Raw genomic sequence first — 18,418 nt, 5'->3', positions numbered from 1 at the left:
ACACTAGCGACCGCCCTTGACATAGGGGACGCCATCAGCCTTAGGCGCAACGGAGCGTCCGACAAAGAGAACAAGCACGATGACGGTCATCACGTACGGCAGCATCGCGAGAATCTGCGTAGGAACGATCGAGCTTCCGCCAAGCATTACCGTGAGCGCCTGCGTGAAGCCAAAGAGCAAGCAGGCAAGGTAGCTGCCATGCGGGGTCCACTTGCCGAAGATGACTGCGGCAAGCGCGATGAAGCCCTGACCGCTGATGGCGGTCTGTGTGTACTGCGAGATGATTGCCAGCGTCATGCTGGCGCCGCCGAAGCCGGCAAGGACGCCCGAGAGGATGACGCACACATAGCGGGTGCGATAGACGCTAATGCCGAGGGTCTCGGCTGCCTCGGGGTGCTCGCCCACGGAGCGAATGCGCAGGCCCCACTTGGTGCGATAGAGCACAAACCACATGATGATCATGGCAATGAAGCCGAGGAGCACCGTCACGTCGATGTTCAAGTTGGAGAACGGGGTCCCCGCAAAGAGCGTGGTGCCATCGACGAGCTGCGGGAGCGTCGCCACGATTGAAGACATGGCCGCGCCGTCGAACATGCGGCGGCAGGCGAACAGCGCGATTCCGGGCGCCAGAAGGTTGATGGCGACGCCGGAGATGGTCTGGTCGGCCGTGAAGGTGATCGACGCGACGGCATGCAGCAGCGCCACGAGACCGCCCGCAAGGCCAGCGCACAAGAAGCCAATCCAGGGGTTGCCGGTCACGAAGCTGCCGGCCACGCCTGCGAAGGCGCCGACGTTCATCATGCCTTCGATACCGATGTTCGTCACGCCGGAGCGCTCGGAGATGACGCCGCCCAAAGCGCCGAAGACAAGCGGGGTTGAGTACATAAGCGTGATGGAGAGCGCGAGAATGACCCTACTGAGCATCGTCATCAGCTCCCTTCGTATTGTTTGGCCCCTCAGGGCCGCCTTCATCGCCTTCTGGCCCAGCCGCCTTTCCGCTGGCGCTTCCCTTGTCGACGGGCTCAGATGCCGTCTCGCCCTCGGGAGCGCTGATGGTTGCCGCAGTTCCAGCTCCGCCGGTCGCCTGCGCGGCAAGCTTTGCAGCCTGCTCGGCGCGCTGCTCGCGCTTGTGCTCAATGCGCTCGGCGAGCATAGGAACCACGCCGCCCAGTGCCATGCAGAACACGATGGAGCCAATCATGATGTCGATGATCTCTGAGGGGGCGCCCAGCGTCTGCTGAACCGTCTGGCCGCCGTAGATAAGGCCTGCGAACAGAAGCGACGCAGGGATGCAGCCAATCGACGAGCAGCCGGCGATAAAGGCCACAGAGAGTCCGTTGAAGCCGTTGTTCTCGAATGCTGCGAGCGTCGAGATGCCATGGGGCGAGGTGCCCGTGATGGTGAGGGCGCCGCCCAGGCCGCACAGCGCGCCCGAGATCAGCATGCACAGCACGATGTTGCGCTCGACGTTGATGCCTGCAAAGCGCGCAGCATCCTTGTTGAGACCGCAGGCACGCATCTCGTAGCCCATCTTGGTGCGCTTGAGGAGCCAGCTGATGAGAATTGCGCACACGATGGCGACAACGATGCCAAAGTTGAGGTCGGTCTTCAGAAGGACGTCGCGTAGGATTGGCATGTTCTCCATTGCGGCCAGGCCCTCGTCGGAGAACTTCCACTGCGGCAGGACCATCGTGTATCCAGATTCATTGATCGAATAGGTGCCTGTCGTGTTGGGCTCATGGAAGGCGTCGAGCGAGACGACGTAGTTGCAAAGATAGAGGCTGATCCAGTTAAACATGATGCTGGTGATGACCTCGTGGATGCCAAACTTGGCCTTGAGCCAGCCAATGAGGGCTCCCGAAAGGGCACCGGCGATCATGCCAGAGCCCACGACCAAGAGAATCTCGAGCGGAGCGGGCAGGTTAACCGTGATGCCCACCACCGTGGCCACGACGGTGCCCAAGATGTACTGGCCCTCGGCGCCGATGTTAAACAGGCCAACCTTGAACGCGAAGGCGACGGCAATGCCGCAGAACAGAAGCGGAGTTGCCTTGATTACGACGTTTGCAATATAGCGCGGACGCCCGACCATTCCATAGAAAAGGGCTGAAAACGAGGCGCCGGGGTCGTATCCAGCGCTCGCCAGAACGATCGCCGCGATCAAAAAGCCGATGAGAATAGCGATGATTGCCGAGGTAATGGGCTTCTTTAGCACTTTGACCAAGGTACTGCTGCCATTCACTGCTCGCCACCTCCAGCCATAAGAAGACCAATCTTCTCCTCGCTCACTGTCCCCTGCTCGAAGCTTCCGACAATCTGGCCGTGATGGATGACCTTGATGGTGTCAGCCACGTCCATGACCTCGTCGAGCTCAAGAGAGATGAGCAAGATGGCGGCACCGCGGTCGCGCTCGCGGATAAGCGCCTTGTGTACGAACTCGATGGCGCCAACGTCGAGCCCTCGGGTGGGCTGGACGGCCACGAGCAGATCCGGCTGGCTCGAGACCTCGCGAGCGATGATGACCTTCTGCTGGTTTCCGCCAGAAAGGCCACCCGCGGGACTGTCCACGCAGTCAGCGGGACGGATGTCGTATTCCTCAATCAGACCGTTGGCGAAGTCGCGGACCTTAGCGGCGTCGAGCGTGACGCCCTTTCCAAAGGTCTCCTCACCATGGCGCTCGAGAACCGAGTTCTCCGCCACCGTGAAGGGAAGCACGAGACCCAGACGCTGACGGTCGGCGGGAATCGTCGCGACCTTGTGGTCGAGGACGTTTCTAGGCGTGGTGTTCTCGATGTTGTTTCCCCGCACGCTGATTGTTCCAGACTCGACCTTGACAAGGCCATCGAGCGCGTCAACGAACTCGTCCTGACCGTTGCCCTCGATGCCGGCAATGCCGACGATCTCGCCAGCCCTGACGTCAAGGTTGAGCCCACGGACCTGCTCGATGCCACGACGGTCCTTCACGTGCAGGTCCTTCACGGACAGCACGGTCTCGCCGGGCTTTGCAGGGGACTTCTCGACGGTAAGGTTCACGTGACGGCCGACCATCTTGGAGGCAAGCTCCTCCTCAGTGGTCTCGGAGACGTTCACGGTTCCCATATACTTTCCGCGCCTGATGATGGTGCAGACGTCGGCGGACTCCATAATCTCATGCAGCTTGTGCGTAATGATGATGATCGTCTTGCCCTTGGCCACCAGCGCATGCATGATATTGATGAGCTGCTCAATCTCCTGCGGGGTAAGGACAGCGGTGGGCTCGTCGAGAATCAGCGTGTCCGCGCCGCGGTACAGCGCCTTCAGAATCTCGACGCGCTGCTGCATGCCAACGGTAATGTCCTCGATCTTCGCATCAGGGTCGACGTCGAAGCCATACTCCTCGACGATCTTCTCGACCTCTTTCTTGGCGCGTGGCATATCGAGCACGCCAGCCGCTCCGCAGACCTCGTTTCCCAAGATGATGTTCTCGGTGACCGTGAAGTTCTCAACCAGCATGAAGTGCTGGTGGACCATGCCGACGCCATGGGCGATGGCGTCAAGCGGGCTGGACATCTTGACCTTCTCGCCGCCAAGGTACACTTCGCCCTCGTCCGCCTGATACAAACCGTAGAGCACGTTCATCAGCGTGCTCTTGCCCGCGCCGTTCTCACCGAGGATTGCATGGACCGTCTGCTTGCGAACATCGAGGTCAACGCCGTCGAGCGCGCGGAACGAGCCGAACGTCTTCGTGATGCCATGCATCTGCACGGCGTAGTCGGGACTGACCTCCATATACCCACCTCCTTAGTTGTGGGCGAGAGGGACCGCCCCTTCCCGCCGTGGCAGAAATAAAAAGAGAGGGGACGCCCCGCTGCATGCCAGACGTCCCCTCGACAAGCAAAACTAGAGGCTCGCGACGTAGGTGTCGTACTCGTCCTGAGTGCCAGGAACGTCGATGGTGCCATCCTTGATCTGGTCAGCAACCTCCATGGCCTCGTTGTAGACGTCCTCGCCCATGATTGAGTAGTCCTCGGGGATGCCCACGGCGTCCTCGCTCAGACCAAGCTCGATGTCGGAGCCGCCCTCGAGCTCGCCGGAAAGCAGGCGCTTGGAGACATCGACGATGGCCACGTCGACCTTCTTGAGGGCGGAGGTGAGCACGGTGCCCTCGGCAAGGTAGGACTGGTCCATGTCGACGCCGATGGCATAGATGCCAGCGTCCTTGCAGGCGTTGATCACGCCGACGCCGGTGCCGCCAGCAGAGTGGAAGACGATGTCGGCGCCCTCGGAGATCATGCTCTGCGTGATGGAGCTGCCCAGAGCCGAGTCGCTGAAGCTCTCGGCGTACTGGGTGAGGACCTGGACGTTGGTGCCCTTGACGCTATTGGCGTAGGCGACGCCGGCCTTGTAGCCAAACTCGAACAGGCGCAGCGCGTCGCTCTCGATGCCAAGGACGTGGCCAACCGTGCCAGAGGAGGTCACGCATGCCGCAATGTAGCCGACGAGGAAGGAGGACTCCTGCGCGCGGAACGTGAGGCCCGTGATGTTGGACGCGCCGGTGGGGTTGGCGTTGTCCACGATGGCGAACTGGACGTCGGGGTTCACCTTTGCGGCGTTGCCCACGGCGTCGGCCATGGCAAAGCCGATGCCCCAGACGAGGTCAGAGCCATCGTCGACAGCCTTGTCGAGGTTGGTGGCGTAGTCAGACTCCTGCGAAGACTCGAGGTAGCTGACCTCCCAGCCCTCCTCTTCCTGAAGCTGCTGCAGACCTGCCCAAGAGAGCTGGTTGAACGACTGGTCGTTGACGCCGCCGGTATCGGTGACCATCTCGACCTTGTAGCTAGCCGTGGAGCTGTCCGAGCTGTCCGAGCTGTCGGTGGACTCGTCCGAGGACGATCCTCCGCAGCCGACGAGGGTGCCCGCCGCACCGAGCGCGCACGCCCCCGCGACACCCCTCAGAAAGCCGCGACGAGAGAGACTGCTCTGATCTGGCATTTTGTTCCCCTTTCGTTTGCCCGCCCCCTCTGGACGGAGCACGCCAATCCATTGCTCTTCCGTACGTTCTATCAACAGGGGTCTCCAGCCCCATGTTGCCTGTTGCCCTTACGCGTCCTGAGAGACGGCAAGGCCGAGCGCCACCTCCATCATGCGAACGAGGCCCTCCTGGCGCTCTTCCGACGAGAGGTGCTCGTCGGTTACAAGCTGGTCGGTAATCGTCAGAATCGTAAGCGCACGTTTGCCTGCGCGCATAGCGTTAAGATACAGGGCCGCAGACTCCATCTCAACGGCCAGCGCGCCCATGCGGGCCCAGCGCCCATTGACCGTCTCGTCATCATTGTAGAAGGCATCGGACGAGACGACGTTGCCAACCTGCACGGGGTATCCCAAGCGCTCGGCCTGCTCTGCGGCGCCGCGGAGAAGGCCGAAGTCGGCGATTGGCGCCAGCGTGCCCGGCGCGTTGAACTGGTTCGCATAGTTGGAGTCGGTGCAGGCGCCCTGAGCAAGCACGAGGTCGCGCAGCCTAGCGCGCTCCGAAAGGGCCCCAGCCGTGCCAATGCGCACGATTGACTCCACTCCATAGAAGTTGAAGAGCTCGTAGGAGTAGATGCCGATGGAAGGCATGCCCATGCCCGAGCCCATCACAGACATGACGTGCCCCTGGTAGGTGCCCGTATAGCCAAACATGTTGCGCACTGCATTGAAGCGCTTGACGTCAGTCAGGTACGTCTCGGCAAGCTTCTTCGCGCGCAGGGGATCGCCGGGCATCAGCACGAACGGCGCAATCTGGCCCTCAATAGCTTCGTTGTGTGGGGTTGGTACTGACATTTCCTAAGCCTCCAGAATCTCTCTGACGTGAGAAGTTCCAACGCCCAGCGCGGGCGCTCCAAGGTAATCAAGCACCGTTGCCGAGACGTCGGCAAAGGTGGGACGAGTGCCCAGGTTGACGCCGGCACGCACCCGAGGACCAGCCACCAGCCAAGGAACGTACTCGCGAGAGTGGTCGGTGGAGGGGGTAACGGGGTCGCAGCCGTGATCGGCGCAGATCATAAGCAAGTCATCCTCGCGGAGCCCGTCCATGATGCGGGGGAGGTTCTCGTCGAAGTAGCTGAGCGCGCGAGCGTATCCCACGGCGTCGTTTCTGTGGCCATAGACCATGTCGAAGTCAACGAGGTTGGTGAAGCACAGCCCCTCGAAGTCGCGGCTCGTTGCCTCGACGGTGCGCTCGATGCCCTCGGCGTTGCCCGAGGTAAACACGTGGTCGGTCATGCCGCGATGGGCAAAGATGTCATAGATCTTGCCGATGGAAAGGACGTCTTTGCCCTGCTCGCAGAGCACATCAAGCATCGTCTTTCCGGTGGGCTCGAGCGAGAAGTCATGGCGGCGCGGGGTGCGCACAAAGTGCGGCCACTCCCCCGTGAACGGGCGAGCAATCACGCGTGCCACTCCATGCTTGCCCGTCAGGATGCGGCGAGCGATCCGGCAATAGTCATAGAGCTTCTCGGGGGGCACGATGTCCTCGTGGGCGGCAATCTGGAAGACGGAATCCGCGGAGGTATAGACGATGAGGTCGCCGGTCTTGAGGTGCTCGCGGCCGTAGTCCTGGATTACTTGCGTTCCCGAGTAGGGCTTGTTGCAGAGCACGCCACGACCCGTCTGGCGAGAGAACTCGTCAATCACCTCGGCGGGGAAGCCGTCGGGATAGGTGGGGAATCGGTGCGGCGAGATGACGCCGGCCATCTCCCAGTGACCAACCGTGGTGTCCTTGCCAGCAGACGCCTCCTGCAAGCGCGCAAATGCGCCCTTGGGAGAGTCAACGGGCGCCAGAGAGACGTCATAGGGAGACTCAAGCGCTCCCTCGATGTTGAAAAGACCAAGCGAGGCCATGTTGGGAACGTGGAGCTCGCCCGTGGTGGCGCAGGCGCAGAGGGTGTTGCTGCCCTCGTCTCCCCACTCGGCGGCATCGGGCTCTGCCCCAATGCCGAAGCTGTCGAGAACGATCAAGAAAACGCGCCTTCCCATGTGGGCTCCCTTCGGTCGCAAGCGGCGACCCAGAATCTCTGAACTTCGAGCACAGTATCCATGACAGCGGGGGAACAATTGCCGTAATGGGGTCAATCGGTACGTACAATTCGATGAACGGCAATTGTTTAGAAATACTAAACATTGATTTATTCTACTGGGCAGTCCCCGAAATAGAATCATCCATAGGGTGCTTGGGGAGCGAGCGACTCTGAAAAGCGGGAGGTAGACAGGCATGCTCACAGAACGAGAGCGGCAAATTCTTGAATGGATTCGCCAGAACCCGTCAATATCCCAACAGGAGATTGCGCAAAAGGCCGGCATCTCCCGATCGTCGGTCGCCGTGCACATCTCGAATCTCACGCGAAAGGGAGCAATTCTCGGCAGGCAGTATGTGCTTGCCGACAGGCCTTATGTGGTGGTGATTGGCGGCACGAACATGGACGTTTCCGGCAAGCCCTCGCGCGCGCTCTCGCAGCATGACACCTTGCCCGGAACGGTAAACGTCTCTGCTGGAGGAACGGCGCGAAACGTGGCGCATAACCTCGCCCTGCTCGGAAGCGACGTCAAGCTCATAACCGCATTCGGAGACGATGTCCGAGCCAAGGAGCTCTCAGAGCAATGCCGGCAGCTGGGAATAGATGTAAACCATTCCATCACCGTGCCCGGAGCGCCCACGTCTACCTGCCTGTTCATCATGGACGAGCTGGGAGACATGTCCCTTGCCATTGCAGACATGGAGATGCTTGGGGCCCTCACCCCTGCCGTACTCGAGAGCCGGCTCGACTTGATCTCGCATGCAGCGGCATGCTTCGTCGACGCGAATGTCTCTGAGGAGAGCCTGCGCTTCATCGCGGAGAACGTAGAGGTTCCCCTCTTTTGCGACCCCGTTGCCACCACGAAGGCGGGCAAGCTAAGGGGGCTTCTCGGACACTTCCATACGGTCAAGGCGAACCTGCTTGAGGCGCAGGTGCTTGCGGACATGCCCATCGTAGATGACGCAAGCCTCTCCGAGGCCGCTTCGCGCATGCTCGACACGGGCCTTACGCGCGTGATTGTGACGCTTGGAGCGCGAGGGCTCTATTGCGCGGACCGCGAGGGAGAGCTCCGCATGCCGATAATTGATGCGAAGGTGGTCTCGACGACCGGCGCGGGCGACACAATGATGGCAGCCGTGACGTGGGCCTATCTGCAAGGAGAGACGCGGCTGGGGACTTGCGCCGCAGGGCTTGCCGCAGCCGCAATCAGCACCGAGAGCGCCCAGACCGTCAATCCCGACCTCAGCGCACAGAGGGTGCGCGCGCTGATGGAAGGCGCGCGCAAGCTCGAGGGAGGCTTTGCCTGGTAGCGCCTTGCAACAAGACAAGGGAAATCTCTTGACCGCACGCCGTCTGTAGCTCGCCGTTTACCGACAAACAAGACATGGCGTATCAATGAATAGGACATGTGTCCTTTTTTCTCTCGCCCGTTCCCGCCTACCATATGGTCGAAAACGGACACGGGAGAGAGATGGACGTTCTCGGATACATTGACACTCTCGACGAGGGGCCTCGTCGCCGGCTCAAGCCTTGGGCAGGGCGCATACCGGCCGCGCTTCTCAGCCGCTGCAGCCTTGTCAGGCTCAAGCGTGGCGAGCAGCTTGTCCGAGAGCACGACCGCTCCGAGTCTATCTATGTGCTCACCCGCGGTACTGTCGCCTCGACGAGCGGGTTTTTGGATGGCGGCACCTATGTGATTGACGAATTCGCTGCGCCGACCGTCTTTGGCGAGATGGAGGCAATAGGGGCCAGCCCGTTCTACCACAGCTCGCTCACCGCAGCGACGGACGCCGAGCTCATTCGCGCCTCGAATGCCGACTACCTCGAATGGCTCTCCGGAGACCCGGACGCTCTGCTCGCACGTTCTCGCTGGGTTATCCAGCGCATCTCGGGCCAGTCGAGCCACGAGCGCTCGCTGCTTGGCTGGGAGGGTCGCCGGCGCGTGGCGTTCGAGCTCTGCCGGCTCTACGGCGCAAGCCGAGCAGCCGACGACCGATTTGTCGTGCCCTTCACTCGTCGCGAGCTCGCTGAGCGCGTGGGCGTCAGCGCCAAAACGGTGAGCCGCTCTTTGGACTCGCTCGAAGCGGAAGGCATGGTTCGCCTGGAGGGGCGAAAGATCGTGATTGACCGAGAGGCGTATGCGCTTCTCGAGAGGATGCTTAGCGACGGGCTCGACGGGTCCTCGCAACAAGGAGAAAGGAACGCACGCTGATGAAGACCATTGACAACACCCAAGAGTTCTACGACATCTGCACGGCAAGCAACCTCACCTACAAGCAGAAGCTGCTGCATCTGGCCCAGGCGGCCGAGAACAGCATCGACCCGATCGAGCGTCCCAAGGAGGCGGACTACTTCTTCGAGCACGGCGGCATTGACTACATGTGCGAGGGCAACGCCCCTTACCGTCCGCGCTACATCTGCCCCGACTACGGCAAGTTTCTGAAGCAGGGAAGCGAGTTCCTCCGCCTCGAGCCGGCCAAGACGCTTGACGACGCCCTGTGGAACCTTGCCATGATCTATGACAACGTCCCCTCCGTCACGAGCCGCCCGGTCTACGTGGGCCAGCTTGACCGCATGCTCGACCCCTACCTCGACGGTCTGAGCGACGACGAGATCAAGCAGCGCCTCACCCGCTTCCTCAACTACATTGACCGCACCGTGGCAAGCGGCTACTGCCACGCCAACATCGGACCCGAGGAAACACGCGCTGGCCGCCTGCTGATGGAGGTCGAGCAGGAGGTGCAGAACTCCGTTCCTAACTTCACCCTCAAGTACGACCCCGACATCACTCCCGACGACTTCGCGCGCCTGGCCGTGCGCACCACGCTCAAGTGCGCCAACCCCGCCTTTGCCAACGATCGCATCCATCGCGAGACCTATCCTGGCGACTACACGGTCGTGAGCTGCTATAACGTGCTGCCCATGGGCGGCGGCGCCTACTGCCTTGACCGCCTGCTTCTGCCGCACCTGGCCGACATGGCGTCGAGCGTCGACGACTTCATGGACAACATCCTGCCTTCCGCCACAGGCGCGCTGCTCGAGTACATGAACTCCCGCATCCGCTTCCTCGTCGAGAAGTCCAACTTCTTCGAGACGTCCTTCCTCGCCAAGGAGGGGCTCATCAGCCGCGACCGCTTCTGCGCCATGTTTGGCGTGGCAGGCATGAGCGAGTGCGTGAAGAAGCTTCTCAAGCTGGGCGACGACCGCAGCTATGGCACCGACGAGGAGGCCAACGACCTCGCCGACAAGATTATGTGCAAGGTCTATGAGCAGGTCCTCGCCTTCCCGGCGGTCTACTCCGAGGTTGCCGGCAACCGCTTCACCCTGCACGCACAGGCAGGCTTCGCCGATATGCCGGGCGTCACGCCGGGCGTGCGCATCAAGGTTGGCGACGAGCCCGAGGTGTTCTACGACCACATCCGCCACAGCGCACGCATGCACCGCTTCTTCAACGCCGGCGTCTCGGACATCTTCCCCGTCGAGCCCACGGCCGCCTCGAACCCCGACGCCGTCCTCGACGTCGTGAAGGGCGCATTCGCGATTGACGACAAGTACCTCTCGTTCTACTCCTCCGACGGCGACCTCGTCCGCATCACGGGCTTCCTCGTAAAGCGTTCCGAGATGGAGAAGTTCGCACGTGGCGAGGCCGTGCTGGCCGACACCTCGCATGACGGCGAGGGCAACTGGCGCGCCAACCACCTTGCTGACCGCAAGGTTCGCCTGTAGGGAGTGGAGTGATACCAGTGTCCGCTCACGTGCCGATAAACAACATCATCCCGTTCTCGCTCGTGGACGGGCCCGGCGCACGCTGCTCGATCTTCGTGCAGGGCTGCAACCTTCACTGCGCCTACTGCCACAACCCCGAGACCCAAAGGCTCTGCGTTGCCTGCGGGGCATGCGTAAAGTCTTGCCCTGCGGGGGCGCTCTCCCTTGTCGCAGGAGCGGTGGAGTGGGACCCGGTCAAATGCACCAAGTGCGACACCTGCATCAACGTGTGCCAGCACCGGTCCTCTCCGCGCATCCTGCACATGACGGCCGAGGAGGCGTTCGAGCGTGTGCGCGGCTACATGCCCTTCATCCGCGGCGTGACCTGCTCGGGCGGCGAGTGCATGCTCTACCCCGAGTTCCTGACCGAGCTCTTCGAGCGCTGCCGCGAGGTTGGGCTGGGATGCCTGATTGACTCCAACGGCACCATAGACTTCTCGAAGCACGAGTACCTGCTTGGGATATCCGACGGCGTGATGCTCGACCTCAAGTGCTGGGACGACAAGTGGTTCCGGTCGCTCACCGGTACCGACGGCGTCATGGTGCGTCAGAACCTCGCCTATCTTTCCGAGCACGACAAGCTTGTTGAGCTGCGCGTTATTGTCACAAACGACCGAAACGACCCCGAGGACGCCGTGAAGGGAGCCGCCGGGGTGCTTGGCGAGCGCATCGGAAAGACGCGGCTTCGCCTGATGCGCTTTAGGCACTTTGGCGTCCGTGGCGAGATGGAGAACGCCCCCTCCCCCGACGACTCGCGCATGAACGCAATCGAGTCTCTGGCCCATCAGCTTGGCTATGGAACTGTCGTCGTAAGCTGACAAAAACGGCCCCTCGCTCATAAGGCGAGGGGCCGTCGATTTAGAGCCTTAAAGCCTTATCCCTCAACGATCTTGACGCTGGCGCTGCACCCAAGACGGTCGGCGCCAGCGTTTATCATTGCGAGCGCCTCCTCGCGGGTGTGGATGCCTCCTGCGGCCTTCACGCGAGCACGACTTCCCACCGTCTTGCGCATGAGCTCCACGTCGTGAACCGTCGCGCCGCCCGTCGAGAAGCCCGTCGACGTCTTCACGAACGCCGCTCCGGCGGCAACCGCGTCCTCGCAGCCACGCACGATCTGCTCGTCCGTGAGCAGGCAGCATTCCAGAATCACCTTCACGGGATGGCCTGAGGCAGCGCGCACGACGCCCGCGATGTCATCTTTAACGTAGTCGTCGTCCCCATCGATAAGGGCTCCCACGTTCACGACCATATCGATCTCGGAGGTGCCATCAGAGACGGCCTGGGCGGCCTCGGCGGTCTTCGCCGCGCTCGACGCGGCACCCAGAGGAAAGCCGATGCAGGTGGTGACGCCCACACCGGTGCCAGCAAGGCGCTGGGCGGCAAAGGAAGTCCAGCATGAGTTGATGGAGACGGTCGCAAAGTGGTACTTTGCTGCCTCATCGCACAGCCGCGCAAGGTCGGCACGCGTCGCGTTCTGCTTCAGGTTGGTGTGATCGATATAGGCGTTGAGCTCCATAGTGCCTCCAGTGTCTTGCTTCTCTCATAGTGCCATGGCAATGGTACCTGTCACCATGCGACCGCACGAGTCAAAATCGGTCTTTGGTTACTAGCGGAGCGCGCAGCATGGTCGCGCCCCTCCCGGCATAGAAAAAGGCTGGAGTCCTTTTGGGCTCCAGCCTTGATAGCGATAAGCGGGACAGAGCTTAGAAGTTGACCGGCTCGTCGTAGTAGCAGCAGGTGAGGATCTTCTCGAAGTCCTCGGCCTCGGTCTTGCGGGGGTTCTCGGGCGTGCAAGCGTCCTGAACGGCGTTGGCAGCGATGGTCGGGAGCTTGGCCTTGAACTCGGCCTCGGAGACCATGACGGGCTCGTTGTTGGCGTCGGCCTTGATGCCGCCATTGGCGTAGTTCTTGATGCCCTGCGGGATGTTGAGGGTGTCGTTCATGTCGCGGATGAACTGAACGAGGTTCTCGACCAGCTGATCGTTGGTCTCGCCGGGCAGGTGCAGGATCTCCTTGGCCACGTAGGCGTAGCGCTCGTTAGCACGGGAGTCCTTGGCGTTCCACTGGATGGCCTTGCCCAGATACATTGCGTTGGCGCAGCCGTGGATGATGTGGCCGTTCTCGAAGGCGGCGCCGGTCTTGTGGGCCATGGAGTGGACGATGCCGAGCAGACCAGAGGAGAAGGCGATGCCGGCGATGCACTGAGCCTCGTGCATGTGCTGGCGGGCCTCCTTGTCGCCCGTGTAAGACTTGGGCAGCCACTCGGTGATCTCGCGGATGCCATGCAGCGCGTTGGCGTCGGTGAACATAGAGGCGGAGGTGGAGACGTAGGCCTCGAGGCAGTGGGTCAGAGCGTCCATGCCGGTGTGAGCGCAGAGCTTGGCAGGCATGGAGTAGGTGAGCTCAGGGTCGACGATGGCGACATCCGGGGTGATCTCGAAGTCAGCGATCGGGTACTTGATGCCCTTCTGGTAGTCAGTGATGATCGAGAAGGCCGTGACCTCGGTGCCGGTGCCGGAGGTAGAGGAGATGGCGCAGAAGTGAGCCTTCTTGCGCAGCTCAGGGATGCCGAAGACCTTGCACATATCCTCGAAGGTGCAGTCAGGATACTCGTACTTGATCCACATGGCCTTAGCGGCATCGATCGGGGAGCCGCCGCCGATGGCGACAATCCAGTCAGGCTGGAAGTCGAGCATGGCCTGAGCGCCCTTCATGACCGTCTCGACGGAAGGATCGGACTCGACACCCTCGAACAGCTTCACCTCGAAGCCAGCGGACTCAAGGTCAGACTGAACATCCTGCAGGAAACCGCCGCGACGCATGGAGTGACCACCGGAAACGATGATGGCCTTGTGGCCCTTGAGATTCTTGATCTCATGGCGGGCGCCCTCACCAAAGTACACGTCGCGCGGGTTAGTAAAACGTCCCATAACATCCTCCAATTCTGTGGTCGCCACCGATGGCGACAACTGTTGAGGGGTTGGTTGGTCAACCCCTTGATGCCCTCTCAAGGAACGCGATTGCCAGAAGCTTGGGAAAACCTGAGCCCCTGACGAAACCTCGACCACTCTAGCAGAATGAGAAAGTCAATTCCGCTCAAAAAGGACGCCCAATAGGTACCCTTTAGGAAGCGGAGCGGCCTTCCCGTGACCCAACGTTGCACGTACCCGTGTTGTTTGGCGTAAAACTTTCGACATCTTTTCTACACGCTATCATCACATTTTGTTGGCTCGCTAACAAAAAGGCGCCCGGTCAATGCCGGGCGCCAAGAGCAATTTGTTTGAGAAGGACTAGGCGGTCTGCTTTTCGGAGCTAGCCTCTGCGGCGGCTGCGTTCTTCTTGGCCTCAGCTACGTGCTTGCGGCCAAGCTCGGACCACTGGGGCTCCTCGTCGGGAAGCGAGCCGGGCTCCTTGTGGAACAGCTCGCCAAGGCAGCGAGACGCAACGATCAGGCCAAGGATCACGATCAGGATTGCGACGACGAGCTGCAAGCCTTTGGTGGCGATGACGGCAAACGACTGGTCGGCCGCAACGGCGGTCCAGCAGCTGTAGATGCTCATGCCCAGCGAGGTGAAGGTGCAAACCAGAAGGAAGGCAACGGGCACGTAGAGCATCCAGCCCTTGCGGCCAGTGCACTTGCAGAAGACTGCCAGCGTAATCATGGTCATGCCGCCCAAGAGCTGGTTTGACGCGCCGAAGAGCGGCCAGATGTTGAGGTAGCCGCCAAAGCAAAGGGCGATGCCCAGTGCCAGCGTGACCGCAATGGCAAACCATACGTTGGTGACGACCTTGCGTGCGCCTGACTGCTGCGCGGAAGTGGCGGCGGCGTCGTTAGTCTCGTAGAAGAACTCCTGCCAGCAGGTACGACCGATGCGGGCAACGGCATCGACTGAGGTGAGCGCCAGCGCAGAGACGTTCATGGTCATGAAGACTGTTGCGAAGGTGGCGTTGAACCCCATGAGCTCCATGCCGCGGGCAACGCCAGCAGCAAAGATCTGGAACGGAGTGCTAGCGACGCCATTGTTGAGCGCTCCGGTGCCGGAGGTGTTCATGTCGCCGAACATGATGCCGGCGACGACGATAGCGAGCACGCCGACGAAGGACTCGAGCACCATGGCGCCGTAGCCAACCGGCAGCGCGTCAGCCTCGTTGGAGATCTGCTTAGAAGAGGTGCCAGAGGAGACCAGGCTATGGAAGCCGGACAGGGCGCCGCAGGCGACGGAGACGAACAGGGCCGGGAAGATGTAGTTGCCCTTTGCGGCAAGCGCCTCAAGGGTCTCAGAGCTTACGACCATGGGCGCAGTCATCGTGGCCTGACCGTTGACGCCGAGAGCAATGATGCCCAATACCGCGCAGATGATCATTGCAACCATCATGATCGCGGTGAGGAAGTCGCGAGGGGTCTTGAGGGTCTGGATGGGCATGGAGCAGGCAAAGACAAGATAAAGCGTCACGACCGCAATCCAGCCGTATGTGTTGAGGTAGATGGGAAGCGCCATGCCGCCGGCAAACGTGACGGCGATGAGGGCGATGGCGAGCACGAACTTGGAGACGCCTTGCAGGCTCCACTTGCGGCAGGCCCAGCCAAAGAAGATCGCGGCAAAGGTCAGAAGGATGGAGATGGTGCCTGCGCTGCCGCCAGCATAAGACTTGGAAAAGTCGACCGCGCCGTCAGCGCCCGTGGTCGTAGCGAACGTGCCCGCGACCATCGAGACGAAGGCCGCGATGACGATGCAGCAGAACAGCCAGGAGAATGCGAGGAACATATGGCGGCCGGTCTTGCCAATGTACTTCTCGACCAACTGGCCCAAAGACTTGCCGTTGTTCTTGATTGAGGCGTACAAGGCGCCAAAGTCATGAACGGCGCCAAAGAAGATGCCGCCGACAAGAACCCAGAGAAGGACGGGCAGCCAGCCAAACATCATGGCAACGATGGTGCCGGTAACAGGACCCGCGCCGCAGATCGAAGAGAACTGGTGTGCAAACACGGCGAAGCGAGAGCCGGGAGTGAAGTTCTTGTCATCCTCCATGCGGACGGCAGGGGTGAGGGCGTCCTTGTCGATGCCCCACTTATTGGCAAGCCAACGACCGTAGCAGAGGTAGCCAATAATGAGGACCACCGCCGCTATCAATATTACCGTGATTCCATTCATCTTGGTCATACCTCCTTACTGTCGGCGCGTTTGTGGGCTTCTCCCACGCCTTCGCGCTTGTGGGTCGAATAGTAGGTCTAGCTCGGGATTTCGATTTCAAGATTTCTTGGGTGCCTCGTGAACTGAAATTGAATATCTAGCTGATATTTCAGCTTTTCTTTAAAAATGATGTTTTATTATCGAATAGAATTCATGTTTTCGCATATTCAACAAAATATCAGCCGTTATCTGACTGTTAACAGTTTTAGGCACTTTTTGAAACATTTTTAGACCGTCTGCGGCTGCATTCCTACCGCACGCGACAACTGCTATACAAATATACTTTGTCTTACCGTCCGCGCCTCTGAATGCCCCCTCGGGAACCTCAGGGGGCATGAGCGACCCCATCGGGCTACCATGGAAGAAAGCTCGTTGACCGCAGAATCGGCGATAGAGGAGGCGCAGTGTCATTCGACCCAAGACAAGAGGACTACCAGCGCCTTGCGCTGCGCTTCGCCAGCCAGCTTGACGAGCAAAACCCAAGCGATGCCGCGCACGCCTTCTCGGACTTTGGCCGTCGCTACGCTCTGGAGCGAGACAAGCTTCCTCAGACAAATTCCGACCGTGCCTTCCATCTGGTGGTTAAGGCAACTTCTGACATAGACTACGAGCTTCCCTTTGCCAACAGCGAGAACGCGGCAAAACTCGTCACCCATGCAAGCAAGCTGCTTGATGAGGCCATCTCCATCGACCACAACTGCTACGACGCCATCCGCATGAAGGAGTCTCGCCGCGTCGCCGGCTTTGAGCCGTATTTCCAGTTCTTGCTCGCCGGAGCAGAGGATGTGCGCAAAGGCTGCGAGGAACTTCGAAGCAAGGTTGGCACATCGCTCAGCGTCGAGCGGGCCGCGCTTGCCCGCGACATTGCCATGCGCCCCTATCTGCGATGGATGGGCTCGCTGGCAGAAGAGTCCCTTATCTGCGGTCGCAATCGCTTTACCATCAAAGTTGGAGAAAAGCTCCTCGAGGCAGATCCGGCGGATTCCGCTGATGTCCGCTTCACGATGGCCCTTGCATACGCAAAGCTCGAAGACGAAGCGGGGCTCGATGCCTTCATTGCCCGCGAGCGGGCCATAAACCCCCTTAGGTCCTTCGACGACGCATGGACGCAGCTTGCGCGCATTGCCCTTGCCTACAAGCGCCGCGACTTCCCTGCTGCACGCGAGCAGATTCTTCAGCTCGTGACAACCTATAACGGCTTTGCCGCAGCGCTCATCCATCAAGTAGAGATTCCGGATGGGGTTTTCTCGAGGCTTGATGCCACCCCCTATAGCGAGGACGAGCTGCTTTTGGCCCTCTCTGAGGGAACGGTGCTTCTACAAGAGGGCTACGGAGAAAGCGGGCGCGGATCTTTGGGAACTTGGCTGGCGAACACGGCTTCGGAGCTCTATCCCGAGGCTGCTCGCGAGGCCCGCGAGCTCAACACCGTCTTTCCAAACGGACCGCTAGGGGGCGACGCGCAGTGAGGGCGCACGAAGAGCTTATCCTGCGCTGTGCGCAAAAACGCCGCAAGAAGATTGGCGGGCTTTCCGACGAGGGCTTCGAGGAGTTGCTCTTAGCCGTGAGGGAGAACCCCGCAAACTTCATTGATGACCGAGAAGAAGAGGCCTTTGCCCGGCTTGGGGCAGCTCTCGACAGATATCACGCAAGCTGCACGAACGACGACGCGCTTGACGACACCGAGTTCAAGCTGAGGCACGACAAGCGGCTCAAGGCACTCTCAAGCTCCTGCAAAGAGGCGGCAGCGATATCTCCGGAGTGCACTGACGCGCGCCTCTTGATCATTCTTGTAGAAGAGTCCGATTCGGACAAGCGCCTTGACGACATGTACGAGCTTGCCAAGAGTGCCCCAACCGGCGACAACAAGCACCGCCCCGATGCTTGGGATGATGTTTTCGCCCATCCCAGGCTGCGGCTTCGTGACGCCATCGCGCGCGCCCTGGTGGAGAGCTCTCGCTATCGCATGGCGCAACAGACCTGTGAGCAGCTGCTTAGCGACTCCCCTTCCGATGCGCTAGGCGCGCGACGCACGCTCGCCTTGGTCCTAGCCCGCCTCGAAGATGAGGAGGGGCTTAACGACCTCGACGGTCGCTACCCCGACCAAGACAACTTGTGGATCAACTTTGGGCGTGCGATGCTGCTCTACAAGCTCGGGCGCATGTACCCAGCACAGCGCGCTCTGCGCGGATTTGACAAGCTCAGCAGGGGCGGGGCCTACGCGCTGTTGCGCCCGGTATTTGTCGAGCCATACCTCCCCGACCGCCCACAGACAAAGCCCGGCAGCTTTGACGAGGCAATTCAGCTGATGCACGATGCGGAGACCATCATCGACGACACCCCAGGCTTTGTCGACTGGACGCAGGGTCTTGACTGGCTGGTTGCCTCCGCAAAGTCGTTTGGGCGCGAAAGTGGCTATGGCTGGTAGGG

15 protein-coding genes are annotated in these 18,418 nt (G+C 60.8%); 6 read left to right on the top strand and 9 right to left on the bottom strand.

Going from position 1 to position 18,418, the window contains the following annotated elements; genetic code table 11:
* Window positions 1-3 precede the first annotated feature (3 nt).
* The 6 genes from ACOYJL_RS07285 to ACOYJL_RS07260 all read right to left on the bottom strand — a co-directional run bounded on the left by ACOYJL_RS07285 (window position 4) and on the right by ACOYJL_RS07260 (window position 6,996).
* Entirely contained in the window at window positions 4-924 is a 921-nt protein-coding gene (locus ACOYJL_RS07285; protein ID WP_433569556.1) for an ABC transporter permease, read from the bottom strand.
* On the bottom strand, window positions 914-2,215 hold the full coding sequence (locus ACOYJL_RS07280) for an ABC transporter permease (RefSeq protein WP_433569586.1): 1,302 nt from the start codon (window positions 2,213-2,215) through the stop codon (window positions 914-916). The genes ACOYJL_RS07285 and ACOYJL_RS07280 overlap by 11 nt, the downstream gene beginning before the upstream one ends.
* A gap of 23 nt (window positions 2,216-2,238) precedes the next feature.
* A complete protein-coding gene (locus ACOYJL_RS07275) occupies window positions 2,239-3,768 on the bottom strand; it encodes an ABC transporter ATP-binding protein (RefSeq protein WP_433569555.1) in 1,530 nt (509 codons plus the stop codon).
* Window positions 3,769-3,879: 111 nt separating this feature from the next.
* The gene (locus ACOYJL_RS07270) at window positions 3,880-4,971 is read right to left on the bottom strand and encodes a BMP family lipoprotein (protein WP_433569554.1); all 1,092 of its coding nucleotides are present in this window, start codon (window positions 4,969-4,971) and stop codon (window positions 3,880-3,882) included.
* A 108-nt stretch (window positions 4,972-5,079) separates the two neighbouring features.
* Window positions 5,080-5,802, bottom strand: coding sequence for a purine-nucleoside phosphorylase (gene deoD, locus ACOYJL_RS07265; protein ID WP_433569553.1), 723 nt, complete (start codon window positions 5,800-5,802; stop codon window positions 5,080-5,082).
* 3 nt (window positions 5,803-5,805) lie between these two features.
* Complete coding sequence (locus ACOYJL_RS07260) at window positions 5,806-6,996, bottom strand: phosphopentomutase (protein ID WP_433569552.1); 1,191 nt, start codon at window positions 6,994-6,996, stop codon at window positions 5,806-5,808.
* A gap of 235 nt (window positions 6,997-7,231) precedes the next feature.
* Between ACOYJL_RS07260 and ACOYJL_RS07255 the strand changes: the two genes are divergently transcribed.
* From ACOYJL_RS07255 to ACOYJL_RS07240, 4 genes are all read left to right on the top strand, one after another.
* Window positions 7,232-8,344, top strand: coding sequence for a PfkB family carbohydrate kinase (locus ACOYJL_RS07255; protein ID WP_433569551.1), 1,113 nt, complete (start codon window positions 7,232-7,234; stop codon window positions 8,342-8,344).
* 161 nt (window positions 8,345-8,505) lie between these two features.
* Window positions 8,506-9,246 (top strand): Crp/Fnr family transcriptional regulator, encoded by a 741-nt coding sequence (locus ACOYJL_RS07250; RefSeq protein WP_433569550.1) that lies wholly within the window; start codon window positions 8,506-8,508, stop codon window positions 9,244-9,246.
* Window positions 9,246-10,760: a YjjI family glycine radical enzyme gene (locus ACOYJL_RS07245; protein ID WP_433569549.1), complete on the top strand. Its 1,515-nt coding sequence runs from the start codon at window positions 9,246-9,248 to the stop codon at window positions 10,758-10,760. Before ACOYJL_RS07250 ends, ACOYJL_RS07245 begins: the two co-directional genes overlap by 1 nt.
* A gap of 8 nt (window positions 10,761-10,768) precedes the next feature.
* Entirely contained in the window at window positions 10,769-11,617 is an 849-nt protein-coding gene (locus tag ACOYJL_RS07240) for a YjjW family glycine radical enzyme activase (RefSeq protein WP_433569548.1), read from the top strand.
* A gap of 56 nt (window positions 11,618-11,673) precedes the next feature.
* Here the strand turns inward: ACOYJL_RS07240 and deoC are convergent, their stop codons facing one another.
* The 3 genes from deoC to ACOYJL_RS07225 form a co-directional block, all read right to left on the bottom strand.
* Window positions 11,674-12,315, bottom strand: a complete 642-nt coding sequence (gene deoC, locus ACOYJL_RS07235) for a deoxyribose-phosphate aldolase (protein WP_433569547.1) — start codon at window positions 12,313-12,315, stop codon at window positions 11,674-11,676.
* A gap of 187 nt (window positions 12,316-12,502) precedes the next feature.
* Window positions 12,503-13,729 (bottom strand): iron-containing alcohol dehydrogenase, encoded by a 1,227-nt coding sequence (locus tag ACOYJL_RS07230; protein WP_433569546.1) that lies wholly within the window; start codon window positions 13,727-13,729, stop codon window positions 12,503-12,505.
* 360 nt (window positions 13,730-14,089) lie between these two features.
* Window positions 14,090-15,952 (bottom strand): carbon starvation CstA family protein, encoded by a 1,863-nt coding sequence (locus tag ACOYJL_RS07225; protein WP_433569585.1) that lies wholly within the window; start codon window positions 15,950-15,952, stop codon window positions 14,090-14,092.
* A 443-nt stretch (window positions 15,953-16,395) separates the two neighbouring features.
* On the opposite strand from ACOYJL_RS07225, the gene ACOYJL_RS07220 reads away from it, so the two are divergent.
* Together ACOYJL_RS07220 and ACOYJL_RS07215 are read left to right on the top strand one after the other, a co-directional pair.
* Window positions 16,396-17,457, top strand: coding sequence for a response regulator receiver protein (locus ACOYJL_RS07220; RefSeq protein WP_433569545.1), 1,062 nt, complete (start codon window positions 16,396-16,398; stop codon window positions 17,455-17,457).
* The gene (locus tag ACOYJL_RS07215; protein ID WP_433569544.1) at window positions 17,454-18,416 is read left to right on the top strand and encodes a hypothetical protein; all 963 of its coding nucleotides are present in this window, start codon (window positions 17,454-17,456) and stop codon (window positions 18,414-18,416) included. Before ACOYJL_RS07220 ends, ACOYJL_RS07215 begins: the two co-directional genes overlap by 4 nt.
* The last annotated feature ends 2 nt before the right edge of the window (window positions 18,417-18,418 follow it).

Source organism: Tractidigestivibacter sp., from assembly GCF_050946515.1.
Taxonomy (GTDB): domain Bacteria; phylum Actinomycetota; class Coriobacteriia; order Coriobacteriales; family Atopobiaceae; genus Tractidigestivibacter.
This window is presented reverse-complemented; position numbering and strand designations above follow the sequence as displayed.